At 64.8% G+C, this 20,571-nt stretch carries 23 protein-coding genes; 17 read left to right on the top strand and 6 right to left on the bottom strand.

Annotated features, from left to right (window positions below; all coding sequences use genetic code 11):
* The first annotated feature begins 23 nt into the window (after positions 1-23).
* The 5 genes from VSX79_RS07240 (at position 24) to VSX79_RS07220 (ending at position 3,341) form a co-directional block, all read left to right on the top strand.
* The gene (locus VSX79_RS07240; protein WP_326915018.1) at positions 24-353 is read left to right on the top strand and encodes a UrcA family protein; all 330 of its coding nucleotides are present in this window, start codon (positions 24-26) and stop codon (positions 351-353) included.
* A gap of 238 nt (positions 354-591) precedes the next feature.
* A complete protein-coding gene (locus VSX79_RS07235) occupies positions 592-807 on the top strand; it encodes a helix-turn-helix transcriptional regulator (protein WP_326915232.1) in 216 nt (71 codons plus the stop codon).
* On the top strand, positions 791-1,426 hold the full coding sequence (locus tag VSX79_RS07230) for a hypothetical protein (protein WP_326915017.1): 636 nt from the start codon (positions 791-793) through the stop codon (positions 1,424-1,426). Before VSX79_RS07235 ends, VSX79_RS07230 begins: the two co-directional genes overlap by 17 nt.
* Positions 1,427-1,494: 68 nt before the next feature.
* Positions 1,495-2,445, top strand: coding sequence for a TraB/GumN family protein (locus tag VSX79_RS07225; RefSeq protein ID WP_326915016.1), 951 nt, complete (start codon positions 1,495-1,497; stop codon positions 2,443-2,445).
* 113 nt (positions 2,446-2,558) lie between these two features.
* The gene (locus VSX79_RS07220; protein WP_326915015.1) at positions 2,559-3,341 is read left to right on the top strand and encodes a TraB/GumN family protein; all 783 of its coding nucleotides are present in this window, start codon (positions 2,559-2,561) and stop codon (positions 3,339-3,341) included.
* Positions 3,342-3,411: 70 nt separating this feature from the next.
* Here VSX79_RS07220 and VSX79_RS07215 read toward each other — a convergent pair whose 3' ends face one another.
* Positions 3,412-3,843: a hypothetical protein gene (locus tag VSX79_RS07215; protein WP_326915014.1), complete on the bottom strand. Its 432-nt coding sequence runs from the start codon at positions 3,841-3,843 to the stop codon at positions 3,412-3,414.
* Between the two features lie 372 nt (positions 3,844-4,215).
* Here VSX79_RS07215 and VSX79_RS07210 point away from each other — a divergent pair, with 372 nt between their 5' ends.
* From VSX79_RS07210 to VSX79_RS07195, 4 genes are all read left to right on the top strand, one after another.
* A complete protein-coding gene (locus VSX79_RS07210) occupies positions 4,216-4,857 on the top strand; it encodes a 50S ribosomal protein L25/general stress protein Ctc (RefSeq protein ID WP_326915013.1) in 642 nt (213 codons plus the stop codon).
* A 66-nt stretch (positions 4,858-4,923) separates the two neighbouring features.
* The gene (gene pth, locus VSX79_RS07205; RefSeq protein ID WP_179496826.1) at positions 4,924-5,493 is read left to right on the top strand and encodes an aminoacyl-tRNA hydrolase; all 570 of its coding nucleotides are present in this window, start codon (positions 4,924-4,926) and stop codon (positions 5,491-5,493) included.
* A 59-nt stretch (positions 5,494-5,552) separates the two neighbouring features.
* Complete coding sequence (locus VSX79_RS07200; protein ID WP_326915012.1) at positions 5,553-6,542, top strand: SDR family oxidoreductase; 990 nt, start codon at positions 5,553-5,555, stop codon at positions 6,540-6,542.
* A gap of 142 nt (positions 6,543-6,684) precedes the next feature.
* The gene (locus VSX79_RS07195; RefSeq protein ID WP_326915011.1) at positions 6,685-8,556 is read left to right on the top strand and encodes a PhoX family protein; all 1,872 of its coding nucleotides are present in this window, start codon (positions 6,685-6,687) and stop codon (positions 8,554-8,556) included.
* A gap of 50 nt (positions 8,557-8,606) precedes the next feature.
* On the opposite strand, the gene VSX79_RS07190 is transcribed toward VSX79_RS07195, so the two are convergent.
* Positions 8,607-9,269: a CAP domain-containing protein gene (locus VSX79_RS07190; protein ID WP_179496832.1), complete on the bottom strand. Its 663-nt coding sequence runs from the start codon at positions 9,267-9,269 to the stop codon at positions 8,607-8,609.
* A gap of 129 nt (positions 9,270-9,398) precedes the next feature.
* On the opposite strand from VSX79_RS07190, the gene ychF reads away from it, so the two are divergent.
* Positions 9,399-10,496 (top strand): redox-regulated ATPase YchF, encoded by a 1,098-nt coding sequence (gene ychF / locus VSX79_RS07185; RefSeq protein ID WP_326915010.1) that lies wholly within the window; start codon positions 9,399-9,401, stop codon positions 10,494-10,496.
* Between the two features lie 195 nt (positions 10,497-10,691).
* Here ychF and VSX79_RS07180 read toward each other — a convergent pair whose 3' ends face one another.
* A complete protein-coding gene (locus VSX79_RS07180; RefSeq protein ID WP_326915009.1) occupies positions 10,692-11,093 on the bottom strand; it encodes a MerR family DNA-binding protein in 402 nt (133 codons plus the stop codon).
* Positions 11,094-11,134: 41 nt separating this feature from the next.
* Between VSX79_RS07180 and VSX79_RS07175 the strand changes: the two genes are divergently transcribed.
* The 3 genes from VSX79_RS07175 to VSX79_RS07165 all read left to right on the top strand — a co-directional run bounded on the left by VSX79_RS07175 (position 11,135) and on the right by VSX79_RS07165 (position 14,757).
* Complete coding sequence (locus tag VSX79_RS07175; protein WP_326915008.1) at positions 11,135-11,872, top strand: glutaredoxin family protein; 738 nt, start codon at positions 11,135-11,137, stop codon at positions 11,870-11,872.
* Positions 11,873-11,949: 77 nt separating this feature from the next.
* Positions 11,950-13,518: an alkaline phosphatase D family protein gene (locus tag VSX79_RS07170; protein WP_326915007.1), complete on the top strand. Its 1,569-nt coding sequence runs from the start codon at positions 11,950-11,952 to the stop codon at positions 13,516-13,518.
* Positions 13,519-13,560: 42 nt separating this feature from the next.
* Positions 13,561-14,757 carry a nucleotide pyrophosphatase/phosphodiesterase family protein gene (locus VSX79_RS07165; protein ID WP_326915006.1) on the top strand — a complete coding sequence of 399 codons (1,197 nt, stop codon included), beginning with the start codon at positions 13,561-13,563 and terminating at the stop codon, positions 14,755-14,757.
* Here the strand turns inward: VSX79_RS07165 and VSX79_RS07160 are convergent, their stop codons facing one another.
* Both VSX79_RS07160 and VSX79_RS07155 read right to left on the bottom strand, forming a co-directional pair.
* Positions 14,758-15,297 carry a hypothetical protein gene (locus VSX79_RS07160; protein WP_326915005.1) on the bottom strand — a complete coding sequence of 180 codons (540 nt, stop codon included), beginning with the start codon at positions 15,295-15,297 and terminating at the stop codon, positions 14,758-14,760.
* Positions 15,298-15,299: 2 nt separating this feature from the next.
* Entirely contained in the window at positions 15,300-15,644 is a 345-nt protein-coding gene (locus tag VSX79_RS07155; RefSeq protein WP_326915004.1) for a winged helix-turn-helix transcriptional regulator, read from the bottom strand.
* 95 nt (positions 15,645-15,739) lie between these two features.
* On the opposite strand from VSX79_RS07155, the gene VSX79_RS07150 reads away from it, so the two are divergent.
* Positions 15,740-16,066, top strand: a complete 327-nt coding sequence (locus VSX79_RS07150; RefSeq protein ID WP_326915003.1) for a nuclear transport factor 2 family protein — start codon at positions 15,740-15,742, stop codon at positions 16,064-16,066.
* Positions 16,067-16,073: 7 nt separating this feature from the next.
* Here VSX79_RS07150 and mutL read toward each other — a convergent pair whose 3' ends face one another.
* Positions 16,074-17,882: a DNA mismatch repair endonuclease MutL gene (gene mutL, locus VSX79_RS07145; RefSeq protein ID WP_326915002.1), complete on the bottom strand. Its 1,809-nt coding sequence runs from the start codon at positions 17,880-17,882 to the stop codon at positions 16,074-16,076.
* Between the two features lie 192 nt (positions 17,883-18,074).
* Between mutL and VSX79_RS07140 the strand changes: the two genes are divergently transcribed.
* From VSX79_RS07140 to VSX79_RS07130, 3 genes are read left to right on the top strand one after another with little or no spacing between them, the layout of a single operon-like run.
* Positions 18,075-19,121: a rod shape-determining protein gene (locus VSX79_RS07140; RefSeq protein WP_056370044.1), complete on the top strand. Its 1,047-nt coding sequence runs from the start codon at positions 18,075-18,077 to the stop codon at positions 19,119-19,121.
* Between the two features lie 20 nt (positions 19,122-19,141).
* On the top strand, positions 19,142-20,041 hold the full coding sequence (gene mreC / locus VSX79_RS07135) for a rod shape-determining protein MreC (RefSeq protein ID WP_179496848.1): 900 nt from the start codon (positions 19,142-19,144) through the stop codon (positions 20,039-20,041).
* On the top strand, positions 20,038-20,559 hold the full coding sequence (locus VSX79_RS07130) for a rod shape-determining protein MreD (protein ID WP_179496850.1): 522 nt from the start codon (positions 20,038-20,040) through the stop codon (positions 20,557-20,559). The genes mreC and VSX79_RS07130 overlap by 4 nt, the downstream gene beginning before the upstream one ends.
* The last annotated feature ends 12 nt before the right edge of the window (positions 20,560-20,571 follow it).

Genomic DNA, 20,571 nt, shown 5'->3' with positions numbered 1-20,571 from the left:
CCAGTGATCCAAGGAGAATGCACATGAAGACCCGCGCGCTGATCCTCGCCCTCTCGCTCACCGCCGCAGTGGCGCCGGCGGGCGCGGCCGAAACCGAAAAAGCATCGGTCGAGGTTCGCATCGACGACCTGGACCTCGCCAACGCGACCGACCGCGAGCGCCTGGAGCTCCGGCTTGAGAGCGCCGCGCGCCGCCTTTGTCATTCGGGCCGTCGCGGCCTGGCCGAAAGCGCGCACCGGTCGGCATGCGTTTCGGAGGCCCTCGCTGGGACCGGACCGCAAGCCGAGCGCGCAATCGCTCGGGCGCAGAATGGCAGCCGGCTCGCGCTGCTGATTATCGGCGGCGCCCGATAAGCGATGGAAATCGCCGTTTCGCTCCCGCCGTACCTCCCCGGTTACGGCTGGCGACTTGGGCTGGAGCGCGCCTCCCTCCGGCGGCGGGCTCCAGTTCCTTGTCTGGCGAAGCACGATCCGCATCGTCCGCCCCGATCCAGCCATTCCGAAGGACTGGACGAAATTCCGCTTCCCCGGCATTTCGATGCGCTATGGGAAGCCCGACGATCCTGCGGACGGACATGCTGGCGAGGCGCCGATGAACAATAAACTGAAAGTGTTGCGCGCGATGCGGAACTGGAGCCAGGCGGAACTTGCCGACCGGCTCGATGTCTCGCGGCAGGCGGTGAACGCGATCGAAACGGGGAAATATGACCCGTCGCTACCGCTGGCCTTCAAGCTTGCGCGGCTATTCGAAATGCCGATCGAGGAGATTTTCGACGATGGACATGAAGGGCATGACAATGGCGAATGAGGAAAAGGAGGCGAGCGCGGCCGCGCTGATCGGCTGGCCGATCGCCATCATCATGGCATCGACCCTGCTGCTTGGCGGCTTTTCCGGATATAATCAGGCCACGGTCGACCATGGCGGATCCCCGTTGGCCGGTTGGGTCGGGCCCCTCGTCGCAATGAGCCTCGCGGTCATAGGCTTCACGGCCTATTTCCGGCGCTATGCGCCGACGATCCGCCGGTGGTCGCCCCGCAAGCGCCGTTACTGGCTGGCGCTGGCCTTCTGCGCCATGATCGGCGGTATCATCGGCGGCCTTCTCGTAGCCGACCAGCCCGCTGGCGGCTCGTCGATCGACATGATGAGCGATGGTCCGCTCAGCGCGAGATTCGCCATAGGCGCCGCGCTGACCTGGATCGTCGGGCTGACGATCGGAATGATCGCCTACCACCGTTCGATCGACGATCATGAGGAGCGCGCATGGCTGTGGGCTTGCGTCGCGGGCTGGTACGCCTTCGTCTTTCCGGCCCCGGCGTGGTGGGTGCTGCACCGCGCCGACCTTGCGCCCTCGGTCGATGTGGCGGTCCTGTTCAGCTTCTCGCTGATCGTCAACGCCCTTGTCTGGCTGTGGTTGAAGTTCCGCTGATGCCGATACGCCCTGTCCCCTTCTCTCCCTTCTCCGGCCACAAAGGCCCGATGATGAAAGGCCTCCACATGTCCAAATGGTTCAAGACGCTCACCGCCACCTTCCTGGCCATCCCCTTTGCGCAATGCGCGCTGGTGCCGGGCGGCAACCTCGCGATCGCGGCAGAGCGGGCGAGCCCGGCACCGGTCGCCGCCCCGCCCACCGCGACCGACGCCGACCCCGCGCTGTGGGTGGTGAAGGACGAGGATACGACGATCTATCTCTTCGGCACCGTCCATGTGCTGAAGCCCGGCCTTGGCTGGTTCGACGAAGCGGTCAAGACCGCGTTCGACGAATCCGATCAGCTGATGCTCGAGATCGTGATGCCCGAGGATCAGGCCGAAGTCGCGAAGACGATGATGCCGCTGGCGATCGACCGGAGCGGCAAGACGCTGTCGTCGCGGCTCGACCCGGGGCAGCTCGCGGCCTATCAGGCCGCTATGGCGAGCGTCGGCCTGCCCCCCGCGCAATTCGACATGTTCGAACCGTGGTTCCCGGCGATCACGCTGTCGGTGCTCCCGCTCACCAAGCTCGGCTACGACCCCGAACAGGGCGCCGAAAAACGGCTGACAGGCTTCGCCAAAACGGCGGGCAAGCCGATAGCGGGGCTCGAAACGCTTCCCGAACAGCTCGGCTTCTTCGACACCCTGCCCGAAACGCAGCAGATCGCCTTCCTCAATGCGGTGGTGAAGGACCTCGACAAGCTGGGGCCGCAGCTCGACAAGATGGTCGTGCTGTGGGCCAAGGGCGACCCCGACGGCCTCGCCAATGCAATGAACGAGAGCCTGGCGGCGACGCCCGAACTCGCCAGGACGCTGCTGTGGGACCGCAACGCGCGCTGGGCCGACCAGCTCAAGGCGCGGATGGACCAGCCGGGAACCGTGTTCGTCGCGGTCGGCGCCGGACATCTCGCGGGCGAGCATAGCGTGCAGGATTATCTGAAGGAACGCGGCCTGACCGTGGAGCGGGTCGAATATTGAGGCGGCCGTCGCATCTGGCCCGACGATGGGGTCGCCGCGCCGCGGCGGCCCTTTTTCCGCTGCTGCTGACGGGGTGCGGTACCGGCGAGCCGGGGCCGGAGGCGCGGCCGGCGATGTGGCAGGTCGCGGACGCGGATACGAAGATCTATATTCTCGGCACGATGCACGCTCTGCCGAGCGGCACCGACTGGGACGGGGCCCGGGTGGCAAGCGCGATCGCAGCGGCCGACGAGCTGATGATGGAACTTTCGCCCGCCGAACTCGCTGCCGCGGGCGAGATATTCCAGAAGCTCGCTCCGCGCGAAACCCCACTGGCGATCGAAGAGCGCCTTTCGGGCAAGGCGCTGAGCGGCTTTCGAGCACTCGAAGCGAGCGGCCGCAGCTTTGGCGAGGACGGGCTCGATGATTGGGCGGTAATGGTCCTGATGGGTCAGCGCGTCGCCCAAAATGCCGGCCTGTCATCGGCCGATGGCGTCGAAACGGGCCTTACGGAAAAATTCGAAGCCGCGGGTAAGTCGATCGGCGGTTTCGAGACCGCGCGCGACCAGCTCATGCTGTTCGAAACGCTCGATCCGCAGACGCAGCGCATCCTTCTCACGCGGGCGGCCGAGGAAGCGGGCGATGCGACGCGGGAGGTCGGCGCGCTGACCGCGGCATGGGGCCGCGGCGACGTCGGGGCGCTCGAGAAAGTGATCAACGAGGACATCGACAGCGTGCCCGCCGCGCGAAAGGCGATCATCACCGACCGCAACCGGCGCTGGAGCGCATGGGTGAAGCGGCGGATGGAGCGGCCGGGGATCGTATTGATGGCGGTGGGCGCAGGGCACCTGGTGGGAAGCGACGGTGTTCCGGCGATGCTTGAGGCCGGCGGGATGACGGTGACGCGGGTGCAGTGATCAGGTGTCGGCTTTGGGGTGGGTAGCGGACAGGCGGCTTCTCATTAAAAGCTAGCAAAAAGGGGAATCCTCAAGCCTCCCCGTGGCAATCGGCACGAGTCAACGACATTGATTTCAGGTCATACTCAACGTCGATGTAGTTACACCCCCCGTCGTTGACGTCTGGCAGGGAAACGTCGTCATTCAGCCAGCGACGCTCTCCCGCTTTCATCCCCTCAGGAGGCGGGCAGCCCAATAGAACTTGTCCGTTGTTTGGTTCGCTATCCTTGGTAGCCTTACAAAACCGCTCGTCAGGTTTTTCGTCAGGAACGAAATAGAAAGCCACGACGCGAGTAGATGACGCATATTTATAGGTGCGAGAAAACTGGTTCAGCGGCCTCGCCCCCGAGGGCATTTGGATGTCATGTTCGATGGCATCCATAATTTCTGTATGCTGGGGCTGTTCCGGTGACGTGCATCCGGCAATCATGAATGTTGCCGCGAGAGATAAATGGAACTTCATGCTCGCAACATTCGACGCCTCCATGCATGGACGCAAGTGGCTATCTGCCATTGCGCTATAAGTGTCCGCTACCGGTCGATGTTGTTGAAAAAGTCGGCATTCGGAAACGGCTTGAAACAATGGTGCGCAATGAGACGCTACCGAGCAGCATCGATTCATAGCCGGCAATAAATTTGGCCCAAAGATTCATCACGACGACAGAAAATTACGGGGTCCGACTTTTTCAACGGTATCGGTCGAAACCTGCCCCCTTCCCCGTTCCGCCCACCAACGCTTGCAATTCCGCCGCTTCCCCGCTAAGCGCCGCGGCTTCCGTCATGGTCATCCCTGGAGGCGTGGCGGAACTGTGTAACTGTTTCTCGGAGAAATATTATGAGCGATCAGCTGACGCTGACGGCCGAGACGCGCGAACGCGGAGGCAAGGGAGCCTCGCGTGAACTGCGTCGTGAAGGCCGTGTCCCCGCCGTTGTCTATGGCGGCAAGGAAGAACCCCTGATGATCCACGTCGAGGAAAAGCTGCTAATGAAGCAGCTCATGACGGGTCACTTCATGAACTCGGTCGTGATGATCGACGTCGGCGGCAAGAAGATTCGCACTCTGCCCAAGGACGTCGCGTTCCACCCGGTCAAGGACCGCCCGATCCACGCCGACTTCCTGCGCATCGCCAAGGACGCGACGGTCCAGGTCGCGGTGCCCGTCTCGTTCCAGAACGAAGAAGCTTCGCCCGGTCTGAAGCGCGGCGGCGTGCTGAACGTTGTTCGTCACGAGCTGGAACTCGTTTGCGACGCGGACAAGATTCCCGACGAGATCGCGATCGACGTGACCGGCTTCGACGTTGGCGATTCAATCCACATCAGCAACGTCACCCTGCCCAAGGGCGTCGAAAGCGCGATCACCGATCGCGACTTCACCATCGCCACCATCGTCGCCCCGTCCGCGCTCAAGTCGAGCGACGGCGACACGACGAAGGATGAAGGCGAAGAAGCCGCTGCCGAAGGCGGCGAAGAAGCCTAAGCATTCCGGACCGCCCCTTCCGCTTGCGGAAGGGGCGTTTCCGCCGGACCCGGGAAAGGCACGATCATGCAGCTCTGGGTCGGCCTTGGTAATCCCGGGCCCAAATATGCGATGCACCGCCACAATGTCGGCTTCATGGCCGTCGATGTCATTGCCGACCTTTACGACTTCCCCGCCCCGGCCAAGAAATTTCAGGGCTGGATCCAGGAAGGCCGCATCGGATCGCAGCGCATCCTGCTGCTCAAGCCCGGCACCTTCATGAACGAAAGCGGCCGCAGCGTGCGCGCCGCACTCGATTTCTACAAATTGACGCCGCAGGACGTCACCGCCTTTTACGATGAGCTCGACCTCGCCCCGATGAAGGTGAAGGTCAAACAGGGCGGCGGCGCGGCGGGCCACAACGGCATCCGCAGCATGATCAGCCATATCGGCGAGGATTTCCGCCGGGTGCGCATCGGCATCGGCCATCCGGGGCACAAGGACCGCGTGACGGGCCATGTCCTCGGCAATTATCACAAAAGCGAGATGGAGCCGCTGATCGACCTGCTCGGTGCGATCGCCGCCGAGGCAAAATGGCTCGCCGACGGCGACGAGGTACGGTTCCAGAGCGATCTGGCGCTGCGATTGCAGGGCTGAAACGCCCATTTGGCGGCGCATCCGAACTGAGGCATGATGGCATCCGAAAGGAGCCTTCCATGCCCCACCGTCCCAACCCCGGCCGCCGCGAGCTGATCGCCGGCGCCGCCGCGCTCGCCGCGGCCGTTCCCGCCCTGCTTCACGCCGCAGGCCCCACCGCTTCGCTCAAGGGACGGACGGTGCTGATTACCGGCTGTTCGAGCGGTTTCGGGCGCATCGGCGCACTCCACTATGCCGCGCTTGGCGCCAAGGTGATTGCAACGATGCGAAACATGCCGCGCCCCGAGGCGGACAGCCTCGCCGCAGAAGCCGCCAAGAACAGGCTCGACCTGCATATCGTAGAGATCGACGTGACCGACGACGCTTCGGTCGCGGCGGGAACCGCCAAAGCCCTCGAACTTGCGGGCGGCCGCATCGACACGCTGGTCAACAATGCCGGGGTCGGCATCACCGGGCCGGTCGAGGTGCAGGATATGGAGGCGACGAAGCTGATCTTCGAAACCAATGTCCTTGGCATCCATCGCATGCTGCGCGCGCTGCTACCCCAGATGCGCGCCGCGAAGAACGGGCAGGTCTTCAACATCTCGTCGCAGCTCGGCCGCGTCATCGTTCCCGGCGGCGGCCATTATTCAGCGACCAAATTCGCGGTCGAGGCCTTGTCCGAGCAGCTCGCCTATGAGCTGGTGCCGCACGGGATCGATGTGACGATCATTCAGCCGGGCGGTTATCCGACCAGGGTCTGGGTCAACCGCAACATCTATACCGGGGCGCTGAAGGAGCGAAGCAATCCGGCGTTGCTCGCCGCTTATGAACCCTTCACGCGCGGCATGGGGACCGAGGACGGGAGCGGGCGAAGCGCCGACCCCGCCGACGTGCCGCGCGCGATCGCCGAAATCATGGCGATGCCCGCAGGCAAGCGACCGTTGCGCCGCGCGGTCCATCCCGGCAACAAGCCGCAGGAAGCGATCAACCGCGTGTCGGCCGAAGTCCAGCTGGCGTGGCTCGGCGGTGGCGCGCTCGGACCGCTGGTCAAGGCGGTCCACGACTGAAGGTCGTCACATGACCGTCATATAAGTCATTGCATTCCGACGCTTTCAGGCCACGCGAATGAAACGAACCTCTGCAATCGGTGCGCTACCTCCAGACCGGGACGATCGAGTCCCGGAGCCAACCGAAACACAGGGGAACTGCATGTCTCATCTTACCGACAAAGCCCGTGCGCCTTATCGCGGCGAAACCGGAGGCCTTCCGGGTCCCGACAGCCTCGAGGCGATCGTCGCGGAGAATCCGACACGTCGCACGCTGCTGCGGAACGGCCTCTTCGGCCTGTCGGTGATCCCGGCGATGGCGCTCGCGGCGTGTGACGATGACGGCGACCCGATCGTGACGGTGCCGCCGACGCCTACCCCGACGCCGACACCCACCCCGACCCCGCCGCCGAGCTTCGCCGTCAGCTTTGCCGCCGTTGCCGCCAACCAGGACGACCGGGTGACAGTGCCCGAGGGCTACACTGTCGATGTGCTGCTCAAGGCCGGCGATTCGGTCGAAGCCGGCACGCCCTATTCGGGCAGCTTCCCCGCGAGCCCCGCAGTCGCCGAGAAATGGGCCGGCGGCAACCATGACGGCATGGAATATTTCGCGCTTCCCGACGTCGATGCCAATGTCGGCGGCCTGCTGGCGATGAACTTCGAATATCCCGACTTCAACATCCTGATGGCGGACTATGACCCCGCCACGGCGACCGCCGATCAGAAAGCGATCGCGCTCTCCGCAGTCGGCATCGGCGTCATCGAAGTCGCCAAGGGCAGCGACGGCAAATGGGGGGTCAAGGACGGATCGACTTATAACCGCCGCTACACCGGCAACGGCAGCTATCGCGCCGGCGGTCCCGCCGCAGGCCTGCTCTCGGGTTCGATCAAGGGCATGCTCAACAATTGCGCGAGCGGCCGGACGCCGTGGGACACCTATCTCACCTGCGAAGAAACGACGGACAATTATCTCGACCCGACGCAGCCCGAGAATAATTATGGCTGGGTGGTCGAGATCGACCCGTTGCGCGAACTGGCGCAGCCGACCAAGCGTACCGCGATGGGCCGTTTCAGCCATGAAAACGTCGCCTTCATGTCGAGCAGCGATCGCCGCGTCGCCTTTTACATGGGTGACGATTCAACCCCGGGCTGCATCTATAAATTCGTCCCGGACCGCGCCTGGAGCGACACCAACCGTGCGGCCAACACCGACCTGCTCGACTATGGCACGCTCTATGTGGCGCGCTTCAACGGCGACGGCACGGGCGAATGGCGCGCGTTGGTGGTCGGCGAGAACGGCCTGACCGCAGGCGCGTCGGATCCGGGCAATGTCAGCCAGAACGAAACGCCGCCGGCGCCGACGCCGGTCGATTTCAACAATCAGGCCGACGTGCTGATCAAATGCCAGCAGGCGGCGCGCGTTGCGGGCGGCACCGTGATGGATCGCCCCGAATGGCTGACCGTCGCGCCCGACAACAGCGCGATATTCTGCACGCTGACCAACAACAGCGGCCGCCGTGTCACCGATCCCGCCAACCCGCGGATCCGAAACTTGCATGGGCATATCCTGAAGTTCAGCGAAGAAGGCAATTCGCCGCTGGCGACCAGTTTCAGCTGGGAAATCTTCCTCACCGCGGGCGATCCGTCGCTGGCGGCGGGCGGCAGCAACCTCGTCGGCAATATCGACGGCGACACCTTCTCCAGTCCCGACGGCCTGCGGATCGATCCAGAGGGCCGCATGTGGGTGCAGACCGACCACAGCGTTCCGGGCAATTCGGGCGTCGACGGCACCACGATCGACCAGGCGTTCGGCCACAATGCCATGTTCTACGTCGACCAGGAGAGCAAGCAGTCGAAACGCTTCCTTGTCGGACCGCTCGGCTGCGAGATCACGGGTCTGGCCTATACGCCCGACCTCACGACCTTCTTCGTCAACATCCAGCATCCGACTGGCGACTGGCCGGTTGCGGGCGAAGCGCCGCGGTCTTCGACCGTCGTGGTGCGCCGGACCGACAATCAGCCGGTCGGCAACTGATTGCGCTGGGGGTCGGTCCGCGCGGCGGGCCGGCCTCCCCCCTCGTTCGGCTACTCGGCTTTGGTCGCCGCCCGCCTCGGCGGGGGCGGCGCCGAGCCATCGCGCGTCTGCGACATTAGCGTCACGCACATCGTGCGATGCACCGGGTGACGGCCGCAGGCGATCCCGGCATAGCGGTGCGTTGGACGTAGCAGGCTGTGCCGATGACCGCGACCGGGCACGCCATCGTCAATCAGCAGCTGGTCGACGACGCCTTCGGGCGTGTGATGGCCATAGGTGATGACTTCGCTGACATAGGGGCCGCCGCCCCGCGCGCGCATCCGCTCGCCAGGGCCGCTGCCGCGCGTATAATGACCCACCGCGCCCGAGCGCGACTGGACCGCGACATGGTCCGCCGCCGCGCGGGCGAGCGGGTCGCTCCACTCGAGCGTGGGGAGCGGCTTTTCGCGGCGGAGGTCGCGGATCGCTTCGTCGACCGCCGCGACGCCCTCACGCGTCATGATATCGATCTCGCCGTCGTCGTACCCGATGAGCAGCTTGCCTTCGAAACGCGGGCGATAATCGCTCAGATATTCGGCATAGCCGGCGGGATCGCTGCGAAAGCGGTTGAGCTCGGCGAAAACGCCTTCCTCGAAGCGGCTCTGCGCAGCGACGGCCGCGGTCACGCCAAAGGTCAGAAGGATGCCGGCTGCGAGGAGGCGGGGTTTTGTCATGACTGGCGCGATAAAACGGCAAGTCTGAACGGCGCGCAACGGCAAAGACTGGCATCGGGCACGACTTGGCGCTAGGGGCGCTGCAACACCGGCCCTTCATCAACGGCAGCCGGGCCTCACGGAGTTTTTATGGGTTTCAAATGCGGCATCGTCGGCCTGCCCAATGTCGGCAAGTCCACCCTGTTCAACGCGCTGACGGAAACCGCGGCGGCGCAGGCGGCGAACTATCCCTTTTGCACGATCGAGCCGAATATCGGCAATGTCGCGGTGCCCGACCCGCGCCTTGAAAAGCTGGCGGCAATCGCAAGCAGCAAAAAGATCATCGCGACGCAGCTCGCCTTCGTCGACATCGCGGGCCTCGTGCGCGGTGCATCGAAGGGCGAAGGGCTCGGCAACCAGTTTCTCGGCAACATCCGCGAAGTCGATGCGATCGTCCATGTGCTGCGCTGTTTCGAGGATGACGACATCCAGCATGTCGAGAACAAGGTCGATCCCGTCGCCGATGCCGAGACGGTCGAGACCGAGCTCCTGCTGTCCGACCTCGAAAGCCTTGAGAAGCGCGTTCCCGCCTTCGCCAAGAAGGCGGCGCAGGGCGACAAGGAAGCGAAGATCGCCGCGTCGGTGCTGGGCCAGGCGCTCGACCTGCTCCGCGACGGCAAGCCCGCGCGGCTGGTCGAGCCCAAGGACGACGAGGAAGCCCGTGTCCTGCGCACGGCGCAGCTCCTGACCTCGAAGCCCGTCCTCTATGTCTGCAACGTCGACGAAGGCAGCGCCGCGAACGGCAACGCCTTTTCGGAAAAGGTCTTTGCCAAGGCTGCAGCCGAGGGCGCGCAGGCCGTCGTCGTCTCGGCCGCGATCGAAAGCGAGCTGGTGACGATGGACATGGCCGACCGGCTTGAGTTCCTCGAAGAGATGGGCCTGCACGAAACCGGCCTCGCGCGGGTCATTCGTGCGGGTTACGAGCTGCTCCACCTTATCACTTTCTTCACCGTCGGCCCGCAGGAAGCGCGCGCCTGGACCGTCCACACCGGTGCCACCGCCCCCGAAGCCGCCGGCGAGATCCACAGCGATTTCCAGAAGGGCTTCATCCGTGCCGAGACGATCGCCTATGACGATTATGTCGCGCTGGGCGGCGAAGCGCGCGCACGCGAAGCGGGCAAGCTGCGCGCCGAGGGCAAGGCCTATGTCGTGCACGACGGTGACGTGATGCACTTCCTGCACAGCTGATCTGTTTCGTGAATTGAAGGCTGGTCGGCTTTGGAGAGGAAAGCGGACGCTCTTCTCTTTCCGCTCGTGTCGAGCGAAGTCGAGACACCCCTCGACCTGACGTCTGGCCCGAGGGGCATCTCCACTTCGCTCGATGCGAACGGAGCGGGGAGGCTGCATGTCAGCCTCCGGTCGTAGCCGTCGTTTCGGCGCAGGCTAAGGCTCAAACGCCGCCAGGATCGGGCACGGCCCCTTGTCGCTCGCCGCGCATTGGTCGGCGAGGCGCGCGAGGGCGGCGCGCGTTGCGGTCATCTGCGCGATCTTTTCGTCGAGCACTTCGATCCGCTGGCGCGCGAGGGTGCGGACGCGGACGCGATCGTCGCTCGCTTCCAGTGCCAGCAATTCGGAAATCTCGTCGAGTGTGAAGCCCGATGCCTGCGCCGAGCGAATGAATTTCAGCCGTCTGAGGTCATCCTCACCATAACGGCGTATCCCGCCCCCCCAGCCATCGCCGCCGGAGCGCGCGGGCGTATCGAGCAAGCCGCGGCGCTGGTAATAGCGTATGGTTTCGACCCCGACCTGGCCCGCGGCGGCTAGTTTGCCGATCGTCAATTGCATCGCTTGACTCCGTACTATGGTACGGACACTATATGGGGGGCATGAAACGCCAAGCAACCCTCCATCGCATGGTCATGCCGGAGCACATCTGCCCCTATGGCCTTAAATCAAAACATCTGCTCGAAAGCCGCGGCTTCATAGTCGACGATCGCTGGCTGACGACGCGTGAGCAAACCGACGCGTTCAAGGCCGAGCATGGCGTCAAGACGACGCCGCAGACCTTCATCGACGGGGTGCGGATCGGTGGCCACGACGACCTCCGCCGCCATTTCGGGCTGAAGGTCGCCGACCCCGACGCGACAAGCTACACGCCCGTCATCGCACTGTTCGCGATGACCGCGTTGATGGCGCTCGCTGCGAGCTTCGCGGTCGAGGGCAGCGCCTTTACCTTGCGCGCCGCCGAATGGTTCATCTCTTTCAGCATGATCGTCCTCGCGCTGTTGAAATTGCAGGACGTCGACAAGTTCGCGACGATGTTCCTCAATTACGATCTGCTCGCGCGGCGCTGGGTGCCCTATGCAAGCATCTATCCGTTCGCCGAGGGGCTCGCGGGCGTGTTGATGACCGCGCACGCCCTGCCCTGGATGTCGATCCCGCTCGCGCTGTTCATCGGCGGCATCGGCGCGGTGTCGGTATTCAAGGCGGTCTATATCGACAAGCGCGACATCAAATGCGCGTGCGTAGGCGGCAGCAGCAAGGTGCCGCTCGGCTTCGTCTCGCTGACCGAGAATGTCATGATGGTCGCAATGGCGCTGTGGATGGCGCGGATGTGGTTTTGATCCGAGGCCCATCGGTCATTGATGTAACGCGGGGCTCGGCTATCGAGGGGCATTGATTCGCCCCACGGAGCCCCGCCATGTTCGACCGCCGCCATTTCATTGCCGGGGCCACCCTCGCCGGCCTTGCCGCACCCGCAATCCTGCGCGCCGAGGGCGGGATCTTCCGCGAGTTCCCGTTCAGCCTGGGCGTCGCGGCGGGCGACCCTGCGAGCGACGGCTTCGTCATCTGGACGCGCCTCGCCCCCGAACCGATGGAACGCCACGGCGGAATGCCGCTCGCGAATTTCCCTGTTGACTGGGAGGTGGCAAGCGACAGCGGCTTTCGCGACGTCGTCGCCAAGGGCACCGAACTCGCGCGGCCCGAGCTCGCGCACAGCGTCCATGTCGAGGTCGCGGGGCTGCAGCCCGATCGGCCCTATTATTACCGCTTCACCGCCGGTGGCGAACGCAGCCTGCGCGGCCGGGCGCGGACGCTGCCCGCGCCGGGCGCCAAGACCGATGCGCTGAAATTCGGCGTTGCGGGATGCCAGCATTTCGAGGCGGGCTTTTTCGGCGCCTATCGGCACCTTGCGCGCGAAGATCTCGCGTTCGTCTATCATTATGGCGACTTCATATACGAATATAGCGAGGAATATCTGTTCAACACCGGCCTGCCGACGCGGCCGGTGCGTAAGCACGCCTTTCGCAACCTCATCGACGTCAATGATTTCCGCAGCGCCTATGCGCAGCAGCTTGGCGATATCGACCTGCAGGCGGCGCGCTGCACCCATGCCTTTCTGTCGAGCTTCGACGACCATGAGATCCGCAACGACTGGGTATCGGATGTCGATAATTGGAAGCTGGGCCTCGACGGCAACGACCCCGAGGCCGCTCCGCCCGAGGTCTTCATGCTGAAGAAACAGGCGGCGATGCAGGCGTGGTATGAGCATATGCCGGTGCGCAAGGCGCTGTTGCCGCGCGGCGGGATGGTCGCGATGAACCGCGAGTTTCGGTATGGCGACCTGATGGCGATGCAATTGCTCGACACGCGGCAATATCGCAGCGACCAGCCGTGCGAGGACGGATTCAAGCCCGCCTGTCCGGGCGTGTTCGACAAGAATGCCGAGGTGCTCGGCAAGGCGCAGGAGGAATGGCTGGGCCGTAACCTGGCGAAGGGCGGTGCGACGTGGAACGCCTTTGCGCAGCAGGTCACGATGATGTCGCTCGACCGGCGGCGCAAGGCCGATGAGCCGAAGAAGATCGTCAATCTCGATAGCTGGGCGGGCTATGAAGCGCCGCGCGAGCGCATCCTGTCGCGCATGGCCGGCCTCAAGAACAATGTCGTCCTTACCGGCGACGAGCATCAGAATTTCTGCGGCGACCTGGTGCTCAAGGACAAGGTCGTCGGCGCCGAATTCGTCGCCACGTCGATTTCGAGCGGTGGCGACGGCAGCGACCGGCGCAACGGAACCGACGTGTTCCTGGGTCAGAACCCCGAACTCAAATTCGCGAACGACCAGCGCGGTTATCTGGTGTGCGACGTGGGCCGCGAGGCTTGGCAGACGCATTTCATGGTGGTCGACAAGGTGACCACGCCGGTGAACACGCTGTCGAAGCGCGCGACGGGTATCGTCGAGCGCGACATCGCCGGGATCAAGATGGCGTGACCTGTCGCCAGACGGTCACACAAGAACCATAGCCGACCGCGCATGAACCGCCTTCTCTCGCTATTGCTCGCCCTCGCCCTTCCCCTCGCCGCGCAGGCGCAGGACGCGGGCGTCCGCGATCCCGTCACGATCCTGATCTCGATCGACGGCTTTCGGGCCGATTATCTGGACCGGGGGATCACGCCCAACCTGTCGCGACTGGCGACCGAGGGCGCGCACGGCAAGCTGCGCCCGTCCTTCCCGACCAAGACCTTCCCCAACCATTATGCGATGGTCACAGGAAAGCGCCCGGACAACAATGGCATTGTCGGCAATAATATGATCGACCCGCGGCGACCCCAAGTGAAGTTCAGCCTCGGCGACCCGAAGCAATCGCTCGATCCCTTCTGGTGGGACGAGGCCGAACCCGCGTGGATCACCGCAGGCAAGGCGGGCGTGCGCACCGCCACGATGTTCTGGCCGGGCAGCGAGGTCGCGATAGGCGAGCACCGACCACCCGACTGGCTGCGCTATGATGAGCATGTCGGCTATGCCCAACGCGTCAATACCATCCTCGACTGGATGCGCCGCCCGGCCGATATTCGTCCCGCTTTTGCGACGCTCTATTTCGAGGCCGTAGATAACGCGGGGCACAAATTCGGCCCCGACAGCGCCGAGGTCAACGCCGCGATTTCCGAAATCGACAAGCGCATCGGCGACCTCACGGCGGGTCTCGCCGCGATGGGGCAGCGCGCGCACATATTGATCGTCGCCGACCACGGAATGCGCGCGATCGACGAAAGCCGCATTGTCCAGCTTGCCGACCTGATCGACCTTGCCAGCATCGTCGCGGTCGAAACGGGCCCCTATGCGGCGATCGAGCCCGCTGCCGGGACCGATGACCGCGTTTACGAGGCGCTGTTGAAACCGCACGATCACATGACGTGCAACCGCCGTGAGGAGCTGCCCAAACGGCTCCACTATGGTCACAATCCGCGCGTCGCTGCGATCATCTGCATCGCCGAACCCGGCTGGTCGATCATCGCGGGCACGCCGAGCTGGCCAATCAAAGGCGGCGCGCACGGCTATGACAATCAGGACTCCGAAATGCTCGCGCTGTTCGTCGCGAGCGGCACTGGCCTGAAAGGCGATGTCGGCATCGTCGACAATATCGAGGTTTATCCGCTGTTGATGCGGCTGATCGGCGTCACGCCGTTGCAGAGCGATGCAAGCGGGGTGCTGGCGAAACGCCTGCCCTGATCAGTCGCGCAGCACCGCCATCGCATGGATCGACGCCGCCGGCGCATTGACGATCTGGAGCTGGTAGCGCCCCGGCTTGACGTCGAATTCGACCATCTTGCGGATGCCCGAGCAGGCGGGGCCGTGGCCGTGCGTGACCGATTTCATCACTGTGCCGTCGCGGACGAGGTCGATCCACGCGCCGGCGTCGAGCGCGACGATCAGGCGCCCGGCCTTCTTCACCGCGACCGGGATCATACCTCCGAATTTATATACATCAGGCTTGCGTTCGGGCGCGACGCCGTAGCGCAGGCTTTCAAACTTGTGCAGCGGCAGGGCCGTCCGCGCCGGCCCCAGCGGCGACCAGTCGGCGCCGAGGTCGTCGCCATAGGCGTATATCGTTTTGCTCGACGCGTTGCGCGCCCAGTCGGCGAGTTCGGGCGGCAGCGCTGCGGCAACAGAACAGGCGGCGGCGGGAAGTGCTGGCGCCGCCGCCGCACCGTTCGCCGCAGTCAGGGTCGCGACGATGGCCAAAACAGGAAGTCCACACCAGAACCGCATTTTCAGCCTCCCGCATCTTGCTCCGGCCGTTGCTCGGCCCAGCCCAATATGGCGTCGAGCGCCGGACACAATGTCTGCCCCCATTCGGTTAGGCCATATTCGACCTTGGGCGGCACCTGATGGTGGACGATCCGGCGGACGATGCCGTCGCTTTCCATCTGCCGCAACTGCTGGATCAGCATTTTCTGCGAAATGCCCGGAATCGCGCGTTCGAGATCGGAAAAACGCAGCAGCTTGCCGCCAAAAAGATGGAAGAGGATAACGAGCTTCCAGCGTCCTTCGAGCATGCGGAAGGCCTGCTCGACACCGGCCGCGGCGCTCGTGGCGGTGTATTCGACCTTACCCAAAGCTCAGTACCTTACTTTTTCGTGCGTTCTTGTCATTTGGGAAGCTTAGAAACATCTTGGTGCGGAGACAATCAACGACGCGAAAGGACCCCGCCATGCCGCTTGATATTCCCGCACCTATTGCCGCCTATTTTGCCGCCGACCGCGCGGATGCGGCGGCGGTCGCCGCTTGTTTCACCGACGACGCGATCGTCAAGGACGAAGGCAGGACGCATCGGGGAAAAGAAGAGATCGCGGCGTGGAAGCGAGAAATCGCGGCGAAGATCAGCTATACCAGCACGCCCATCGCAATTGCCGAGCAGGACGGGAAAACCGTCGTCACCTGCCACATCGTCGGCAATTTTGCCGGCGGCGAGGTCGACCTGAGGCACTTTTTCGTCACTGAGGGCGAAAAAATTTCGTCGCTGGAAATCATTCCCTGAACGAGGGTCACTTCCGCCCGAACAATTTCTCGACATCGTCCATCGCGAGCTTCACCCAGGTCGGGCGCCCGTGATTGCACTGGCCCGAATGCGGCGTGACCTCCATCGTGCGCAACAGCGCGTTCATTTCGGCGACGCTCAGCGTGCGCCCCGCTCGCACCGACCCATGGCACGCCATCGTCGCGGCGACCAGTTCTAGCCGCTCGTTGAGGCCCAGCGCTGCGTCGTAACCCGCCAGATCGTCGGCGATGTCGGTGACGAGTTTCTGGCAGTCGATCGCCCCCAGCATCGCCGGGGTCGCGCGCACCATCACCGCGGCGGGACCGAAGCGTTCGAGCTCGACGCCGAGCGCGGCGAGCTGCGGCGCCGCGGCCTCGAGCCGGTCGCAAGCAGGTTCGTCGAGTTCGACGACCTCGGGCAGCAGCAGGCCTTGCGACGGCACCGCCTGCCCGCCCATGCCGCGACGAAGTTGCTCGAGCACCAGCCGTTCGTGCGCGGCATGCTGGTCGACGATGACGAGCCCGTCCTCGGCCTCGGCGACGATATAGGTTTTCGCAATCTGGCCGCGCGCGATGCCGAGTGGGTGCGCCTCGGCCTCTGGCACAGGTGCGACGGCGACTTCGGCGCGGCCCATCGGCAAAGCATCGCGCGGCGGCGCGAAATCGACGATGCGTTCGTGGAGCAAAGCGGTCGTTGTTCCATCGTCCCCGCCGAACATCGCCCGGTTTTGGAGATGCGGCGCGGGCGCGACGAACAAGCCCGGCGACTGCGGCGCCACGGGTTCCTGCTGCCACGCCGCAAGCGCCGCCTCGGCGGGCCGCTGGACGCTGCGAAAACCATGTTCGTCGAGCGCGCGGCGCAAGCCCCCGACGATCATCCCGCGGACAAGCTGCGGGTCGCGAAAGCGCACCTCGGTCTTCGCCGGATGGACGTTCACGTCGACCTCGCTGGTCGGCACGTCGAAGAACAGCGCGACGACCGGGTGACGATCGCGCGCGAGTAAATCGGCATAGGCGCCGCGCAGCGCGCCGACGAGCAGCCGGTCCTTTACCGGGCGCCCGTTGACGAACAGATATTGATGATCGGCGATGCCGCGATTGTAGGTCGGCAGGCTGATCACCCCGCCCAGATGCACGTCGCCGCGGTCGATATCGACCCCGATGCTGTTCGCGGCGAGATCGCGCTGGGTCAACGCCGCGACGCGCGTCAGCTGGTCCTGCCCGCCTTGCACGTCGAGCACGCGGCGCCCGTCATGCTCGACGGTGAAGCCGATATCGGGCCGCGCCATCGCGAGCCGCCGCACCACGTCGAGGCAGGCGGCATATTCGCTGCGACCGCTGCGCAGGAACTTGCGCCGCGCCGGAACCCGCGCGAACAGGTCCTCGACCATCACACGCGTGCCCTTGCCGAGCGCGGCTGGTCCCTCGGCGACGAGAACGCCATTGTCCACGACACGCTTCCAGCCGTCGCCGCCCGCCAGGCGGCTTTCGAGCGTCAGCCGCGCGACGCTCGCTATCGAAGGCAAGGCTTCGCCGCGAAAGCCCATCGTCGTGACATCCTCGATCGCGTCGGTCGGCAGCTTCGATGTGGCATGGCGTTCAAGCGCGAGCGCCATGTCGGCGCCGGTCATCCCGCACCCGTCATCCTCGACCTCGAGCCGCGAAATTCCGCCCTCGGCGATTCGCACCGAAATGCGGGTCGAACCTGCATCGATAGCGTTTTCAACCAGTTCCTTGAGCGCGGCGGCGGGTCTTTCAACCACTTCACCGGCTGCGATCCGATTTACTAGCTTTTCCGGCAGGCGACGTATTGACATGGCCGCTGTCCTAGCGCAGTCGAACGCAAATCGCGACCCATCCGCACAGCCCTGATCATTTTGTCCAGCCACCCCTTGTGGACGGGCCGGAATCTCCCCCTGATTGCAGCTGTCGCCGGCGGGGCGCGCCGGTAAATCACGACAGGGGCGTGTCCGTCAGGGGCGCGGCTTCGATGACAGGAAGCAGTATCGATGTCCTTCTTTTCTCGCTGGTTCAAATTCAATTCCCAAGACATGGCTATCGATCTCGGCACCGCTAACACGGTCGTCTATGTGCGCGGCAAGGGCATCGTGCTCAACGAACCCTCGGTCGTCGCGGTCGAGACGCTGAACGGGATCAAGCGAGTGAAGGCGGTCGGCGACGACGCCAAGTTGATGATGGGCAAGACCCCCGACAGCATCGAGGCGATCCGCCCGCTGCGCGACGGCGTCATCGCCGACATCGACGTCGCCGAACAGATGATCAAGCATTTCATCACCAAGGTGCATGGCGGCAAGCCCAACGCGTTCCGCAGCCCCGAAATCGTGATCTGCGTCCCCTCGGGCTCGACCAGCGTCGAACGCCGCGCGATCCGCGACGCCGCGTCGAACGCTGGCGCGAGCGAAGTGTGGCTGATCGAGGAGCCGATGGCCGCCGCGATCGGCGCCGACATGCCCGTCACCGAGCCGATCGGTTCGATGGTCGTCGACATCGGCGGCGGCACGACCGAAGTTGCCGTGCTCAGCTTGCGCGGTCTCGCCTATACCACGTCGGTTCGCGCGGGCGGCGACAAGATGGACGAGGCGATCGTTTCCTACGTCCGCCGTCACCACAATCTGCTGATCGGCGAAGCGACCGCCGAGCGGATCAAGAAGGATTTCGGCATCGCGCGCATTCCCGCCGACGGCGTGGGCCTGACGATCCACATCAAGGGCCGCGACCTTGTGAACGGTGTGCCCAAGGAAATCTCGATCAACCAGGCACAGATCGCCGAAGCGCTGTCCGAACCGATCGGCACGATCGTCGAGGGCGTGCGCATCGCGCTCGAGAATACCGCGCCCGAACTCGCCGCCGACATTGTCGATCAGGGCATCGTCCTGACCGGCGGCGGCGCGCTGATCGCCGAGCTCGACGAGTTGCTCAAGGATGCGACCGGCCTGCCGGTCACCGTGGCCGACGACCCGCTGACCTGCGTCGCGATCGGCACCGGCCGCGCGATGGAAGACCCCGCCTTTCGCGGCGTGCTCCAGCAAGCCTGATCGGACGGTAGCGCTTCACTATGGTCCGCCCGGCACATCGACGTCCGGGGCAATCCCGAAAGGCTCAGTACAGCCTGTTCGTTGCCTATGTCATCGCGGTGACGGGGGCGGTGGCGGGACTGTTGCTGGCGATCCTGTCGGTCGTTGACCCCGTCGGCTTCGCCCAATTGCGCGTGGCGAGCCAGGAAACCACCGCACCCATCGCGCGGGGATCGCGATCGATCATCGGGTCGATCTCGGGCATCGACGACACGGTCGGCGCCTATGTCAGCGCGGGGACGCAGAACCGGCGGCTGCGCAAGGAACTCGCCGACACGCGGCGCCAGCTCGTTGCGACCAGTTCGTTGCAGGAAGAGAATCGCCAGCTGAAGGCGCTGCTCAAGCTGCAGGAAACCGACAAGACCGCGCTCGCCAACGGCTATCTGCTCACCTCGACCTCGACGAGCAGCAAGCGCATCGCGCTGCTCAGCATCGGACGCAACCTCGGTGTCGCCGCGGGCCAGCCGGTGCGCGGCGCCGACGGGCTGATCGGCCGCGTGCTGTCCAGCGGACCGTCGGTGTCGCAGGTGCTGCTACTTACCGACGTCGACAATATCGTTCCAGTTCGCCGCGCGCGCGACGGCCTGCCCGCGCTCGCCAGCGGACGCGGCAACGGCGACCTCGACGTGCGCACGCTCAACATCGCGAACAACCCATTCAAGCCGGGCGACATCCTCGTGACGTCGGGCACGGGCGGGCTCTATCCGCCGAATATCCCGGTCGCGATCGTCGTGCGGCGCCAGGACGACGGCGCGCTCGCGCGCCCGCTCGCCGATCCGGGCAAGGTCGATGCGGTGGCAGTGCTGCGTCCCTATACCCCCGACAATATCGAGGCCCAGGGCCGGCCGGCGCCCGCCCCCCTCCCTGCCCCGGCACCATGAACCAGAAGGGGCCGCGTCTCGGCGAACCGGCATCGCTGTGGCGGATGCGCATCGTACCGATCGCGAGCGTGATGTTCGCCTCGGCCTTGCCGCTGATGCTGCCGCTGATCGCCAACTCGCCCGTTCTGCCGCCGCTCGGGCTGCTGTTTTTCCTGTGTTGGCAATTGCTGCGTTCCGAGATGTGGCCGGTGTGGATCGGCCTGCCGCTCGGCCTGTGGGACGATCTGTTCAGCGGCGCGCCGATCGGAACCGCGGTGGGCTTGTGGACGCTGGCCAGCATCGCGATTGCCTGGTCGTCGCAGCGCATCTATTGGCGCGGTTTTTTCCACGATTGGGCGATCGCGGCGCTGCTGGTCGCGGCCATCCAGTCGGCGGCGGCGCTGATCACCCATCCGCACGCGGACGCCGGCCGGGTGCTCGGCCTCGTCGTGCCCCAGATCATCGTTTCGGCATTGCTCGTGCCGCTGTTCATGCGCTTGACGGGCAAGTTTGACAATTTCCGCCTGAAACGCCGATAGACTGGTTCCAAC

It is taken from the genome of Sphingopyxis chilensis (assembly GCF_035930445.1).
GTDB lineage: Bacteria > Pseudomonadota > Alphaproteobacteria > Sphingomonadales > Sphingomonadaceae > Sphingopyxis > Sphingopyxis chilensis.
The sequence above is the reverse complement of the archived record's forward strand: the minus strand, read 5'-3'. Positions and strand labels throughout refer to the sequence as shown.

Coding starts and splice junctions, on each gene's coding strand:
- VSX79_RS07240 (WP_326915018.1), top strand. CDS start 24: ATGAAGACCCGCGCGCTGATCCTCGCCCTCTCGCTCACCGCCGCAGTG.
- VSX79_RS07235 (WP_326915232.1), top strand. CDS start 592: ATGAACAATAAACTGAAAGTGTTGCGCGCGATGCGGAACTGGAGCCAG.
- VSX79_RS07230 (WP_326915017.1), top strand. CDS start 791: ATGACAATGGCGAATGAGGAAAAGGAGGCGAGCGCGGCCGCGCTGATC.
- VSX79_RS07225 (WP_326915016.1), top strand. CDS start 1,495: ATGTCCAAATGGTTCAAGACGCTCACCGCCACCTTCCTGGCCATCCCC.
- VSX79_RS07220 (WP_326915015.1), top strand. CDS start 2,559: ATGTGGCAGGTCGCGGACGCGGATACGAAGATCTATATTCTCGGCACG.
- VSX79_RS07215 (WP_326915014.1), bottom strand. CDS start 3,843: ATGAAGTTCCATTTATCTCTCGCGGCAACATTCATGATTGCCGGATGC.
- VSX79_RS07210 (WP_326915013.1), top strand. CDS start 4,216: ATGAGCGATCAGCTGACGCTGACGGCCGAGACGCGCGAACGCGGAGGC.
- pth (WP_179496826.1), top strand. CDS start 4,924: ATGCAGCTCTGGGTCGGCCTTGGTAATCCCGGGCCCAAATATGCGATG.
- VSX79_RS07200 (WP_326915012.1), top strand. CDS start 5,553: ATGCCCCACCGTCCCAACCCCGGCCGCCGCGAGCTGATCGCCGGCGCC.
- VSX79_RS07195 (WP_326915011.1), top strand. CDS start 6,685: ATGTCTCATCTTACCGACAAAGCCCGTGCGCCTTATCGCGGCGAAACC.
- VSX79_RS07190 (WP_179496832.1), bottom strand. CDS start 9,269: ATGACAAAACCCCGCCTCCTCGCAGCCGGCATCCTTCTGACCTTTGGC.
- ychF (WP_326915010.1), top strand. CDS start 9,399: ATGGGTTTCAAATGCGGCATCGTCGGCCTGCCCAATGTCGGCAAGTCC.
- VSX79_RS07180 (WP_326915009.1), bottom strand. CDS start 11,093: ATGCAATTGACGATCGGCAAACTAGCCGCCGCGGGCCAGGTCGGGGTC.
- VSX79_RS07175 (WP_326915008.1), top strand. CDS start 11,135: ATGAAACGCCAAGCAACCCTCCATCGCATGGTCATGCCGGAGCACATC.
- VSX79_RS07170 (WP_326915007.1), top strand. CDS start 11,950: ATGTTCGACCGCCGCCATTTCATTGCCGGGGCCACCCTCGCCGGCCTT.
- VSX79_RS07165 (WP_326915006.1), top strand. CDS start 13,561: ATGAACCGCCTTCTCTCGCTATTGCTCGCCCTCGCCCTTCCCCTCGCC.
- VSX79_RS07160 (WP_326915005.1), bottom strand. CDS start 15,297: ATGCGGTTCTGGTGTGGACTTCCTGTTTTGGCCATCGTCGCGACCCTG.
- VSX79_RS07150 (WP_326915003.1), top strand. CDS start 15,740: ATGCCGCTTGATATTCCCGCACCTATTGCCGCCTATTTTGCCGCCGAC.
- mutL (WP_326915002.1), bottom strand. CDS start 17,882: ATGTCAATACGTCGCCTGCCGGAAAAGCTAGTAAATCGGATCGCAGCC.
- VSX79_RS07140 (WP_056370044.1), top strand. CDS start 18,075: ATGTCCTTCTTTTCTCGCTGGTTCAAATTCAATTCCCAAGACATGGCT.
- mreC (WP_179496848.1), top strand. CDS start 19,142: ATGGTCCGCCCGGCACATCGACGTCCGGGGCAATCCCGAAAGGCTCAG.
- VSX79_RS07130 (WP_179496850.1), top strand. CDS start 20,038: ATGAACCAGAAGGGGCCGCGTCTCGGCGAACCGGCATCGCTGTGGCGG.